11 protein-coding genes are annotated in these 13509 nt (G+C 39.8%); 1 reads left to right on the top strand and 10 read right to left on the bottom strand.

Going from position 1 to position 13509, the window contains the following annotated elements; genetic code table 11:
• Nucleotides 1-66 precede the first annotated feature (66 nt).
• The 8 genes from IQ282_RS01610 to tamL form a co-directional block, all read right to left on the bottom strand.
• Complete coding sequence (locus tag IQ282_RS01610) at nucleotides 67-2334, bottom strand: polyribonucleotide nucleotidyltransferase (protein WP_194850199.1); 2268 nt, start codon at nucleotides 2332-2334, stop codon at nucleotides 67-69.
• Nucleotides 2335-2627: 293 nt separating this feature from the next.
• Complete coding sequence (gene rpsO, locus IQ282_RS01605; protein ID WP_194850198.1) at nucleotides 2628-2897, bottom strand: 30S ribosomal protein S15; 270 nt, start codon at nucleotides 2895-2897, stop codon at nucleotides 2628-2630.
• Nucleotides 2898-3319: 422 nt separating this feature from the next.
• Complete coding sequence (locus tag IQ282_RS01600) at nucleotides 3320-4228, bottom strand: hypothetical protein (RefSeq protein WP_194850197.1); 909 nt, start codon at nucleotides 4226-4228, stop codon at nucleotides 3320-3322.
• Nucleotides 4229-4263: 35 nt separating this feature from the next.
• The gene (locus IQ282_RS01595; RefSeq protein WP_194850196.1) at nucleotides 4264-5100 is read right to left on the bottom strand and encodes a hypothetical protein; all 837 of its coding nucleotides are present in this window, start codon (nucleotides 5098-5100) and stop codon (nucleotides 4264-4266) included.
• Between the two features lie 11 nt (nucleotides 5101-5111).
• Nucleotides 5112-5930 carry a hypothetical protein gene (locus tag IQ282_RS01590; RefSeq protein ID WP_194850195.1) on the bottom strand — a complete coding sequence of 273 codons (819 nt, stop codon included), beginning with the start codon at nucleotides 5928-5930 and terminating at the stop codon, nucleotides 5112-5114.
• A 667-nt stretch (nucleotides 5931-6597) separates the two neighbouring features.
• A complete protein-coding gene (gene accD, locus IQ282_RS01585; protein WP_194850194.1) occupies nucleotides 6598-7458 on the bottom strand; it encodes an acetyl-CoA carboxylase, carboxyltransferase subunit beta in 861 nt (286 codons plus the stop codon).
• A gap of 108 nt (nucleotides 7459-7566) precedes the next feature.
• Nucleotides 7567-8634 carry a class II fructose-bisphosphate aldolase gene (gene fbaA / locus IQ282_RS01580; protein ID WP_194850193.1) on the bottom strand — a complete coding sequence of 356 codons (1068 nt, stop codon included), beginning with the start codon at nucleotides 8632-8634 and terminating at the stop codon, nucleotides 7567-7569.
• Between the two features lie 56 nt (nucleotides 8635-8690).
• A complete protein-coding gene (gene tamL / locus IQ282_RS01575) occupies nucleotides 8691-11240 on the bottom strand; it encodes a translocation and assembly module lipoprotein TamL (RefSeq protein WP_194850192.1) in 2550 nt (849 codons plus the stop codon).
• A 26-nt stretch (nucleotides 11241-11266) separates the two neighbouring features.
• Here tamL and IQ282_RS01570 point away from each other — a divergent pair, with 26 nt between their 5' ends.
• Complete coding sequence (locus IQ282_RS01570) at nucleotides 11267-11998, top strand: TrmH family RNA methyltransferase (RefSeq protein ID WP_194850191.1); 732 nt, start codon at nucleotides 11267-11269, stop codon at nucleotides 11996-11998.
• Here IQ282_RS01570 and porT read toward each other — a convergent pair.
• Nucleotides 11985-12728, bottom strand: coding sequence for a type IX secretion/gliding motility protein PorT/SprT (gene porT / locus IQ282_RS01565; protein WP_194850190.1), 744 nt, complete (start codon nucleotides 12726-12728; stop codon nucleotides 11985-11987). The genes IQ282_RS01570 and porT overlap by 14 nt on opposite strands.
• Nucleotides 12694-13425, bottom strand: coding sequence for a bifunctional demethylmenaquinone methyltransferase/2-methoxy-6-polyprenyl-1,4-benzoquinol methylase UbiE (gene ubiE / locus IQ282_RS01560; protein ID WP_194850189.1), 732 nt, complete (start codon nucleotides 13423-13425; stop codon nucleotides 12694-12696). Before ubiE ends, porT begins: the two co-directional genes overlap by 35 nt.
• Nucleotides 13426-13509: the final 84 nt, after the last annotated feature.

The following is a 13509-nucleotide window of genomic DNA, read 5'->3' as shown; positions in this document are numbered from 1 at the left end:
ACAATTATGTTACAGGGATTTCTATTGTTGAGCTTTCGCGAAAGCGAAAACATTTCAATCTTTCTATTACTCGTCAGAGCTGCTGTCAGACTTTTTATCATCACGGCTTTCACGACGTGGACGGTCGTCAGATCTACGATCATCACGTCTTCCACCGCCACTGCGACGATCATCACGACCACCACTACGACGGTCATCGCGCTCACGTGGTGGGCGTTCTGTCCAGCCTTCTGGCTTAGGCAATGTTTCCTTACGAGAAACTTTTTGCTTCTTGGTACGTGGATCAACTCCCATATATTTCACATCCAGTGTGTCTCCCACACTTAATATAGTGGATGGATCTTCAATACGCTTGTAATCAAACTCACTCACGTGAAGTAAAGTTTCTTTACCAGGCTTGAATTCCACTACTGCACCGAAGTCGAGCATCTTCACAACTTTTACATGGTAAATCTCGCCCACTGTTGGTTCAAAGATGAGGTTTCTGATACGTTCCAGAGCAGCCTCGATCTTGCCACGGTCTGTTCCAGCGATCTCGATGATACCCATATCATTTTCTTCCTTGATATTGATGGTAGTCTCGGTTTCTTTCTGCATTTCTTGAATGACTTTTCCACCAGGCCCGATAATAGCGCCTATGTACTTACCTTCAATCTCCATAGATTCCATCTTAGGAGCATGTGGCTTAACGTCAGTTGCAGGTGCAGCTATAGTGTCAGTTATCTTTCCTAGAATGTGCATGCGGCCGTCTCTAGCCTGCATCAATGCATTGGTAAGGATCTCATAAGAAAGACCTTTTACCTTGATGTCCATTTGACAAGCCGTGATACCATCAGCAGTACCGGTTACTTTAAAGTCCATGTCGCCCAAGTGATCTTCATCACCTAGAATGTCAGACAATACGGCATAGTTGTTACCGTCAGTAATCAATCCCATTGCGATACCAGAAACTGGTTTCTTCATAGGTAGACCAGCGTCCATCATTGCCATTGTCCCTGCACATACTGTTGCCATAGAAGAAGAACCGTTAGATTCTAATACTTCTGATACAATACGAACCGTGTATGGAAGGTCTGCTGGAAGCATTCTCTTCAATGCACGTTGTGCAAGGTTCCCGTGACCTACCTCACGACGAGACGTTCCACGTAGTGGACGAGCTTCTCCCGTACAGAATGGTGGGAAATTATAGTGTAAGTAGAAACGCTCTTCTCCTTCTTGTGATGCCATGTCTATTACATTAGCATCTCTGGAAGTTCCCAAGGTTACCGTTGCCAGTGCCTGAGTTTCACCACGAGTGAAAATTGCACTACCGTGAGTGGAAGGAAGGTAATCTACCTCACACCATATATCGCGTATGTCTGTCGTCTTGCGACCATCCAAACGGATTCCCTCTTTCAACAGTACATCACGTACCGCTTTCTTGTGGGTTTTATTAAAGTATTTAGAGATAAGATCTCCATTGTCTGCTTGATCTTCCTCAGAGAATGTTGCTTTCACTTCGTCTTTGATCTCATTAAAGGCTGCGCTACGCTCGTGCTTTGCACTTCCTTTTTTAGCAACATCATAAACTTTTTGGTAAGCAAGTTCAGCTACTTTGGATTCGATGTCTGCATCTTCACGCTCGCCATCATATTCCCGTACTTCTTTTTTACCTACAGCTTCCGCTAGGGCAACTTGAGCAGCACATTGATCTTTGATGGCTTCATGAGCCGCTTTGATCGCAGAGATCATATCCTCTTCAGATACTTCACTCATTTCACCTTCTACCATCATGACAGAGTCGGCACTTGCGCCTATCATCATTTCAAGATCTGCTTCTGCAAGTTGGGCATAACTAGGATTGATGACGAACTCACCATCCACACGTGCAACACGTACCTCAGAAATTGGACATTCAAAAGGAATGTCTGAAAGTTGGATACACGCACTAGCTGCTAATCCAGCCATGGCATCTGGCATCACTTCTGGGTCATGAGACATCAACTGAATCATTACCTGAACCTCTGCATGGTAATCTTTAGGGAAAAGTGGGCGTAGTACACGGTCAACAAGACGCATGGTAAGAACCTCACCATCGTTAGGACGTGCCTCACGTTTGAAAAATCCTCCTGGATATTTGCCGGCAGCGGCAAATTTTTCCCGGTAATCTACCGTTAGTGGAAGGAAATCCAGACCGGTTGATTTGTAGCCGGACACTACAGTTCCTAGAAGCATTGCTTTACCACATGTAATCACGACAGATCCATGTGCTTGTTTAGCAAGCGCTCCAGTTTCAATAGTGATATCAGGCCCGTTGGCCATCTTGATCACTTGTTTAAAAACTTGTGGTTTCATTTGTTAGTATTTAACGTTAGTCTCAAGTTGTGTGTGGTGAGAAGGCGTTTGCGAAAGGATCATTTTCATTCTGTTCTCGACTGCGCTTGAACTGACATTTAAATGGTTCTTTCTTACTTTATGAAAAACCAGCTTTTGTTGTTGCGATGTTTATTTTTATAACGCTTTCGCGAAAGCGTAAACAGGATAAAGCTCCTGCAACTTTGTTATATTTAGAACGCCTGCGATGCACGCCAAACTTTTACGCAAGCGATGCGCAAAAAACAAAAAGGGGACACAAGGTCCCCAATTTCTTATTTTCTAATTCCTAGTTCCTTAATCAACTCACGATAAGCAACAATGTCTTTCTTCATTTTGTAATCAAGAAGTGAACGACGCTTTCCTACCAGTTTCACAAGACTACGTTCTGTGTTGTAATCGTGACGATTTCTTTTAAGGTGCTCTGTTAAGTGGTTGATGCGGTAAGTAAACAACGCGATTTGCGAGTCTGTGTTACCTGTGTCTGTTGGAGTTTTCCCGTATTTTGAGAAAATCTCTGCTTTTTTTTCTGGTGCTAAATACATGCCAAAATTATTTTTATAATGAATCTTATGTATGTCAGATTTTCTGACGGTGCTCAAGGATTCATGCCCTAAGCGGTTGCAAAGATACGGTTTAAATATAAAAGTAAATTAGAAAAACAAGGTCTAAAAGATGCCTCACCACGCCCGTTGACAAACGATAACTCGCATTACCTGCGGCAATTCTCGTGACCTAAGATCTAAGACGAAAAAAATGAAGATTGAATCATGTTCCCTTCGAGAAACCTAATGATGATCGACTCTATGGAGTTCATTCCATTCATCACCTATTAATAATTTAACAACTTTAATCATTTGTCATCAATAAATAAGATTGAGGCAAAGCGTAAGCTGAGCAAGTCCTTTGTCAAGAACATAGCTGAAAATCACAATAGAATAATGCATTACAGATTAGCTAAACCTATTTAATTTTGAGGATTGTCAGTACCAACAAAAGTGAACTCTACCGAGCAGGGTATTTCTAGACCTATATGTCCTTGCCCTTCACCTGTATCTCCGCCGTTTACAAAATATTCTGAGCCTATTGTTATACAGTTACTTAATGTAAAAGTGTAGGACTCATCAAACCTCAAATATTTGTAGTAAACGACGGATGCGTAGTGAGCTACTTTGTCGTTATCTATCGCATTAGCCCCAGTTCCTTCTGTCACATTGTTTGTGGAATAGGAGTGGGTGTATATCCACCCTTTTTTATAATCATAAGTTCCAGTAGTAGGATCAATATCAACTCCAGCTCCCGATAGTTTAAAGAAAAAAGCACCTTCTGCGGTTGCTAGTGATATTTCGTCGATGTTTGAAAAATCCGCCACTTTGCCTCCACTAAAGTTTGTTTTTACTTCAATTTTGTAAAATCCCGAGTATTTTGGGATAAACCCCACTCCAGAGAGTCCGTCTATAGGGTCAGCGTTATTAGGGTTTGGGTCGAATAAGTTTTCACGTATAGTTGTGCGCTGGTCTCCTCCTGTTTGTGTAAACTTTTCATATTCTTCCATATAGAATTGGGGTTGCCATTGAAACCCATCCCACGCATAAATTCCGGGATACACATCATTACTTCCACTTTTGGTCTTACTGGTGTTATAGACTATCGTACCTTGAACCAGTGGTCCAGTGTTTGGATTCTTCACGGGACTTTCTATCTTTGTTTTTGTTAAAGCAACACGAGGATAAACGAGACCTTGCGTACTCGATTCAAGATCTAACATCCCTTCTGGAGTCGATGTTCCTATACCCACCTGAGCGTTAATAAAACTTATAGGAGAGCAAAACAGAACAACTACAACAGCAAAGACTTTACAATGGGAATATTTCATGAATTTATTGCTTTAAAATACTGGCTTACCATAATTTAATTTCCAACGTAATTAATTTCAACAGTACATTTCAAGGAACGTTCTAAAATAATGTAGCCTAAACCTGCTGGGTTAATATCTGGTTCTAAATAATCTCCATTATTGATTATACCAGGCAAATCATCTTGATTAAACGTTAATGAAAAATTATAATCAGTATTTGCGGTCAAGATTTCCTCTCTAGTAATATTAGTTTGCCGGTATTGGTCTACATATGTTTTTGTAGTGCCACCATTTAAATCACTATCACTATTATGTCCAGAATAAGACTTGAGGTTGAAAGTTGAAGGTAAACCATTGAAGTTATAGATGAATTTTCCTGATGCCGCCACAAAATTTACGAACTGTGTTGTTTGATTTGGAGTATTAGTTTCTCCACCTCCATAATGTACCGTTACTTTGACCTTATATTTTCCACTGTATTTTGGTTTAAAAGAACTAGCGTTAAAATTTATAATTTCATTTCCATAGTTAGAAGCCGGATTTAAACGGACTACTTGCTCAAACAACTTATAATCATTTTTATTAAATTGAGCAATCCAGGCACTTCCATCCCAAATATAAATCCCAGGGTAAACACTGTTTAAGCCACTGTTTGAGGTAGTGGTATTATATACCGTAGTGCCAGCGATAAGGTTTGGCGCATTGGGGTTCGATATAGTTTGACTATTTGTGTTTTGTAATTCAACCACGGGATAGACAAATCCAGATGACGTTGAGCTGATATCTAAAGCGCCATTGGGAGCGTCAGTTCCAATGCCAACTTGGCCATAGACTGTAAATGATAATGTAAGTAATAATACTGATAATGAAATACCATATTTATTTGTCATAATGAGATCATTCAGGGGTCTATATAGGTGATTTCAACGGTACAAGGAAGCTCTGAAGCAACGTAACCCCTGCCTTCATTTAAATCACCGCTATCTACAAACTCTGGAGCTGGGTCTTGATTAAAAGCTAAGGAAAATGATATGGGGGCACCTACTTCTAAAGATAAATTGATTATTGAGGAATATTTTTCCCAAATATCAAAATATTGCTGGTTCCCATAGGCAGCAGAAAAGGACTGTGTTCGAATAAAATAATTTGTGATTATGCCATTAGTGTTAATCCGTAATCTAAATAATCCCGATTGTGCAGCAACGTTAAGATTTCCAGAATTAGTGTCGATAGGGGTTATGGCGTATCCACCACCATAGTTCACACTTAATTCCATTTTATAATTTCCGGTAAACTTTGGAGTAAACGACTTATTCACCAGATTAGGAATATTTTTATATGCATCGCTTGACTTAGCCCTAAAGCCTTTACCGCTTTCATAAAAAGCCGTTTGTTTTTTTGTGAACTGAGAAACCCACTTACTGCCGTTCCATACGTAAATTCCAGGTGATACTGCGTTAGGTGCATTGCGCGTTGAAGATGTGTTGTAAACTACAGTTCCAGTGGGGATATTTCCAGTTTGCGGATTTTTGACCGGTGCCATTAAGTTTGTGGCAGTTAAAGCTATTCTAGGTAACACGACTCCATTTGTAGTACTGTTTACATCAAGGATACCATTTGGGGTTATGGTGTTGATACCTACTTGAGCGTAGATTGCTGATACCCATAATAGAATTATGGGTAGAAATGAGATGCGAAGACAAATGAATAATTGTCTCATAATAAGGGCTTTATACTTTTAAGTATTAAAGTAGTAATATTAAGAAATATTATAACTTCAGCTCTATTCTTCAAGGATTAACAGCGAAAAATAACTATAAACGGTAGTTTATCGGTTTTTATATAAAATCGCACAGCAATAAAATATTACAGAATAATGAGGGATATAGTCTAAAAGATGTCTCACCATGCTCGCTGACATACGACAACTCGCATTGCCTGCGGCAATTCTCGTGATCTATGATCTAAGACGATAAAATGAGGCATCTACTTGTATTCCCTTCGCAATTTCTTGAGACGGTTGACGAACAAGTTTCATCAGATTGCTTTATAGAGAATTGGCTTCCTGTTTTGAGGCCATTATTTCCATAAATGGGTGCGAAGGAGTACCCGAGGAATTCATAAGCACGACAGTACGCTCACTTAAAACGTGATTTTCGCACTCTATAAAATCCAAAAATGCTTCATCCTTCTTAAGTCACTAAGATTAGAGCCAAGCAAAAACTGTGGTAATCGTTCGTTAAATTCAAAAACGTGACTGGAAACTGGACCAAAGCCAACACAAATGCTTCAAATTACTTGAGTAAGCAAAGTTCGATCGCAGTCACAACCTAACAACTCGTTGATGAACTGGAAACTGTGACTAGAAATTGTAACTGAGGACCAACCTAAGCCACTTCCATTTTACGATTCAAAATCAAGTCTAGGTATTGATTCACCTTGTGTTTTAATTCGGTTCGTGGGACGATAAAGTCTAAAAAGCCTTTTTCTAGTAGGAACTCTGCTGTTTGAAAACCTTCTGGAAGTTCTTTTCCTGTGGTGTCGCGTACAACTCGTGGTCCTGCAAAAGCGATGAGCGCTCCTGGTTCTCCTATATTGATGTCCCCTAACATCGCAAAGGATGCTGTAGTTCCACCAGTGGTAGGGTCGGTGCAAAGGGAGATATACGGTATGCCCGCGTCAGAAAGTTGTGCGAGTTTTGAACTGGTTTTTGCCAGTTGCATAAGTGATAACGCTGCTTCCATCATACGAGCACCGCCAGACTTAGAGATAATCATAAATGGAATATTGTTCTTTAAGGAGTGGTCTGCGGCACGAGCGATTTTTTCTCCTACCACACTTCCCATGGAACCACCTATAAATGCAAAATCCATACAAGCGACAACAAGATCGTTACCATTAGACTTTCCAACTGCGGTGCGAACTGCATCTTTCAAACCGGTCTTTTTCTGAGCATCTTCTAATCGATCCACATATTTCTTAGAATCAGAAAATTTCAGTGGATCTTTTGAGGTAATGTTAGGATTTAGCTCTTCAAATTCATTATTATCAAAAAGAATTTCAAAATACTCTTTACTTCCTACGCGCACGTGATAGCCATCTTCCGGGCTGACGTAAGAGTTATTTTTAAGCTGTTCTGCATCAATGATTTTTCCCGTTGGGGATTTATACCACAGACCTTTAGGAGTATCTTTTTTAGCCTCTGTGGGCGTCGTAATTCCTTTTTTATCTCTTTTAAACCAAGCCATATTTCCAGTTATCAGTTAAGAGTTATGAGTTAAGAGTTTTGGATGCTCTTAATTTTACTCCATTTAAATTATAATTACAAATCTGTTTTATCAAACGCTATTTTCAAATTATAGTGTCCCTACATTGTTCAAATCCTCAAAGGCCTGCTTCAAACGAGCCTTGAATGATTCTTCTCCCTCGCGCAACCATTTGCGAGGATCATAGTATTTTTTATTAGGTGAATCTGCACCGGTAGAATTTCCTATTTGGGATTTTAGGAAGTCATCATTGCTGTCCATGTATTTCTTGATACCATCTGCAAATGCCCATTGAAGATCTGTATCAATGTTCATTTTTATGACTCCGTAACCTATCGCTTCTCGTATTTCTTCTAGAGAAGAACCAGAACCACCGTGGAATACAAAATCGATATGATTATGTTCAACACCGTATTTCTTAGTCACATATTCCTGAGAGTTCTTTAAAATCTTAGGAGTTAATTTTACATTTCCGGGCTTGTAAACTCCGTGAACATTACCAAAAGCTGCTGCAATAGTAAAGCGATCACTTACTTTTTTTAATTCTTCATAAGCATAAGCGACTTCTTCCGGTTGCGTGTATAATTTTGACTCATCAACGTCGCTATTGTCCACACCATCTTCCTCACCACCAGTAATTCCCAGTTCGATTTCTAGGGTCATGTCCATTTTAGACATGCGCTCCAGGTATCGTTTACAAATTTCAATGTTCTCCTCTAGAGGTTCTTCACTCAAATCTATCATGTGCGAGGAATAGAGACTTGTTCCGCTTTCGCGAAAGCGTGCTTCACTAGCATCTAATAAACCATCAATCCAAGGCAACAATGGTTTTGCGCAATGATCTGTATGTAGGATTACCGTCGCACCATATGCTTTTGCGAGTGTGTGAATATGCTGGGCTCCAGCAATACCACCTAAAATTGCGGCACGTTGGTTTTCATTACTCAATCCTTTGCCTGCATTGAAAACACAACCACCGTTTGAGAACTGGATAATGACGGGAGAATTAAGTTCTGCCGCTGTTTCCATCACGGCATTCACCGTGTTAGAACCTACAACGTTTACCGCTGGAAGTGCATAGCCATTAGCTTTGGCATGATTGAATATCTCTTGAACTTGGTTTCCAGTAGCAACGCCTGGTTTGATGTTATGACTCATAAGGATAGATCTTTCACTCACAAAAGTAAGCAAATTATGAGAGGTGTTATCGTTATCTAGAATGGATAATTTATGCCTACGTTGAGCACGGACTTAGATAAATTGTACTCTGAGAACCATCGTTTCCCATCTTCTAGTGCTGGATTATAGGTTTTAAAACCTACATCAAAACGGATTACAAAAAAACCAAAATCATAACGAACTCCCGCACCGGTACCTATGGCGGTGTTTTCTAAATCTGCAAACTCATCAAATATTGCTCGATCATCCGTTTCACTATCAAGTACATTCCAGATGTTACCTATGTCAGTGAAAACGGCTCCTTTAAATGCTCCCAATATAGGGAACCTATATTCTGCATTAAATGCAAGTTTCATGTTTGCCACATTAAAATCATTCAAACCACCCGTGCTTCCTGGCCCCAATTCATAAGCTTGCCAGGCTCGATTATCATTAGGTCCTCCCGCAAAAAAGGATCTGATGAAAGGGATGTTGTCAGAATTTCCATAGGGAATCGCGATGCCACCCAAAGCTTTTAATGCCAAAACGTGTCCATTTTCATATTGCCAGTGTTTGATATACTCCACTTCAGGTTTTAAATACTGTGAAAATTCGACCCCAAAAACCCTGCGATTACCGTTGGCATTCTTATCGGTTCCTATAAGACTGGAAATACCGCCAATAAGATTGCCAGCACTTTCTAACCGAATGCTGAATCTAGAATAATCCTCGTCATAGATTCCTTGTTTGTTATTGCGAACCCAATTATAACTGCTCGCGATAATTAAATTATTTTGAACCAGTCTATCGCGTCGTTCTCTTATGTTCCTGATGTTTTCCAGCTGTCCAGGATCAACGGTCAACCTTCCATCTATAGCATCGTTAATAAACGTGTTAGTACCTGCGGGAACTGTCAAATTGTTGTTTTGATCGACATATGTAGGGTCTGTCAAATTGTTGTCCCTTGCGATATCATTCAAACTGGTATAACTGCTGCGATATACATTGAAAAAATCCTGCGGATCTAGATTGCGCACATACTGCGCATTGATCAGATCAAATCGTGTGTTTTTAATGGGAGTTTGCTGCCAGCGATAACTTAGCGCTCCAGTGACGCTTTGTCGGTCCAGTCCTATATTCGTTTGGGTTACAAAGCCCAAAGAAAGGTTTGTTGCCGGTGACATATATTTAGGAATTATCGCATCGGTCTTCAATGGGAAAAATAGTCTCGGAAAAATCAAACTGGCATCTGCTCCCAGTTCCTGTAAATCAAAAAATCTAGAATCGCCTGTTGCATTGTTAGAACTGGCTCCTATATTTCCCCTAAAAGTTAAGCTGAAAAGCTCGCTACCATGAAATATATTGCGCACCAGAAAAGAAGTGTTCAACCCTATTCCGAAAGTCTGTATGTTACTATGCGCAGCCTCAGTACCGAAAACGAGGTTGTATTTCTTTTTTGAAGTCAATAGAATGTTTGCAATCAGATCTGTTCCCGTAGAATCTGCAGGATCTTCTGTGTAGGTTATGCTGGGATACAGGAAACTATTAAGTTCTGTGATGCGTTTATAGGTTCTATCTCTATCGATGTCCCGGTATAAAAACCCTGGTTCAAAGAAGACGGCATCGGTCAATACTCTGGAATTATAACGACGTTTGCCTTTTCTAACAATATTATAGTTTTTATAATAAGTAGTGTCTGCCACGATACTGTCCAGTTCCGGTTTATAGTCTGGAATTATATTGACGGCACTTATTTTATGTAGTTTGTAGGGTTCTCTTATTGAGGAATCAGCCACCTTGATCTCACGATCTTTGATGATAAGGGTAAGATTTGTTTTATGATCAGTATTGACAGTATCGGCTTCAAACCTGATGAAGTCTTTTTCCATGTGGATCGCGCCATTATTACGGAATAGTTTATACAGACGATCTCGTTCTGTATTAATATCTGGCGTGAAATATTGTTCTCCTTTCAGTAAAATACTTTCATATTTATAAGCTGTGTACAAGGAATCAATGACAGGTGTAGAAATCTTCTGGTTGATGCTATCAATTATATAAGGCTGATGGCGCTGCACATAATACATCACTCGAGCTCTTTTCTTTCGTTTAGCATCTACGATTTCCTCTTCTACTTCTGTGTTGAACCAGCCTTGATTCCAGTACCACTGACGCAAACGCTCTGATGACTTTTTGCTGGACTCCTTATTTACCAGCACGGGAGCCTCACCAGTTCTTTGAAGCCATTGATTGAAATCTACTAAACCTTCTCCCAGCTCCATAGTCTGTTTTTCAGACATTATAGCATTTCGTCTTTTTAGGGCTTTTGGATTATTCTGCATCCACTTGAGATAGATAGAATCCCGATGCGGTCTTGCCAGGTTATAAATATGTAGCCTTAAAGGAAGGGTCAGGAGTTTTTGATTGGGTTTTTGAATCGGCAGATTGAAAACGCGAGCATCCTGCGGATCTAAGCTATCCACAATAATTTCGTTTTCAATAAGTAGTTTTTGGCCGTCAGGTACACGACGGATTGTGCTACATGAAGCAGAAATTATAACCAGCGTTATAAATAAACCTATTTTTGCGTGAAGTTTTCTTTCCATTTGTAGCGGCTCAAAAATACGATTATATGATTACCAAAAGCAAAATTAAACAAATCAAAAGCCTTGCTAGAAAGAAGAATAGGGAGCAGCTCAAACTCTTTGTTGTTGAAGGCTATAAGTCTATAAGAGAACTCAAAACAGCCGGTCTTATTATTCAAGAAATCTATGTTACAGAAGATTCTCGGGAGCTTGATGACTTTCAAGTGACCCGCATTTCCAACAAGGACATGCAAGGCATATCAAACCTAACAACGGCGCCCGGTTACCTTGCTGTGGTAGAAGCAGTGCAAACAGGCGCCTTACCAGAAAAAGGTCTAGTACTTGCCCTAGATGCGATTCAAGATCCTGGAAATTTAGGGACTATTATACGTCTTGCAGACTGGTTCAGTATTGAACACATATTGTGCAACCAGGGAACGGTGGATCTTTACAACCCTAAATGCGTACAAGCAACTATGGGATCTATAGCAAGAGTACAAGTACATTATGTAGATTTAAAAGGGTTTTTTGAAAGAACTAAACTTCCTGTTTTGGTTACTGCAATGAATGCTCCAAGCATGTACGATACAAAGCTTCCCAAAAACGGAATCTTGCTCATGGGTAGCGAGTCACATGGTGTCTCTGAAGAGTTGATCAAATCTGGAAACCAGATTTCAATACCTAATTATGGAGGCGATCAAGAACTTACTGAAAGTTTGAATGTAGCCACAGCAACCGCAATTATCCTAGCGGAATGGCGTAGATCTATTGGAACGTAAAATTCAAAAACACTCCTCTGCTAAGCATGCTGTCAATATTTCCAGTATAAGGACTGTCAGGATCTGCATCCAGAACTAATTCATCATTGATGGCAAACACACCTCTAATAGAAGGCGTGAACTTAAAGTAGTGCAGGTAAAAATCGATTCCAAAACCCATTTCGTAATTAAAAACACCGGTCTTTTGACGGAATTGTCCAGCGCTGTTATCGTCTGGATTATCTTCGTTACTAGAAAGGTTGTAGGTGTAACTCGCGCCACCTATGATAAAAGGCTTCCAATTATTGAGTCTTTTCGTAGATACTTTTAGCAACAAGGGCAACTGGATATTTGTAGAATTAACCTCACGAATCATCTGGTTAGGTTCTGTAAAACTTGCATCTGTGAAGCCTAAATCTCTTCTAACGAAAGCCACTCCAGGCTCAAATCTCAAGTTGAGGTATTCATTAAGTCTCAAGTCGCTTACCACTCCCACATTGAAACCTACGGTTGTTGTAGTGACGATTTCATCAGGCTCTAGCTCGTTGTAATCAAACTTATAATCATAGGTATTCAAGCCCATGTAAAATCCAAAAGTTAATGGTTGCTTGTCAAAATTCTCGCGATTCAAAATCTTTTCCTTGGAAAATAACTGGGCAGAACATAGTTGACCCGCACAAATAAGGATCAATAAAAGAGAATAGCGCAATATGGATTTATTTGACGGCTTTATAGATCGTGGATGCTCCATGAAACTGTAGGTGGTTTTCTATGTCATTAAACCCAACTTTCTTTAAAATATTGTTGAAACGCTCACCGTATGGAAACTTTGATGCACTTTCAGATAAATATTTATAGGCTTTTTTATCTTTTGAAAATAGTTTTCCTAGGGCAGGAACCACTAGGTTGCTATAGAAGTAATATCCTTGTTTAAAAGGAAATTTCTCTGGAACACTAGTTTCTAAAATAACGAGGATTCCCTTAGGCTTTAATACGCGCAGGATCTCACTCAAGCCTTTTTCTAAATCTTCAAAATTACGAACGCCATAAGACACGGTCACAGCATCAAAAGTACCGTCCTCAAACTGTAGGTTTTCAGAATCACCTAATACCATTTCAATACGATCGTCTAGTTTTTCTTGAGTCACTTTTACTTTACCTACCTCAAGCATACCGCTGGAGATATCGAGGCCCACGAGTCTAGAAGCTTTTGTTTTTTGAGCCATTTTTATGACTAGATCACCAGTTCCTGTAGCAATATCCATAATGGAATTTGGCTTGCTCGTTGCAACCATTTCTACAACATTATCTCGCCATTTTTGATCTAGTCCCAGTGATATCATGCGGTTTAAACCGTCATAATCACCGCTAATGTTATCAAACATTTGAGTGACCTGCTGCTTTTTCCCAGCAGCATCCTTTTGATTTGGTTTTATTTGTTCAGACACATTTTTCTATTCTACCGGTAAAGATACAATGGAGCGGCGAGGTTTTGGGGAATTTCGCTTTCGCGAAAGCGAAATTCCCTTCAA

Origin of the sequence: Nonlabens antarcticus, from assembly GCF_015356755.1 — a bacterium.
In the GTDB taxonomy this organism is placed as follows: domain Bacteria; phylum Bacteroidota; class Bacteroidia; order Flavobacteriales; family Flavobacteriaceae; genus Nonlabens; species Nonlabens antarcticus.
Note: the sequence above shows the minus strand (reverse complement) of the source record. Positions and strands in the feature narration are given on the sequence as shown.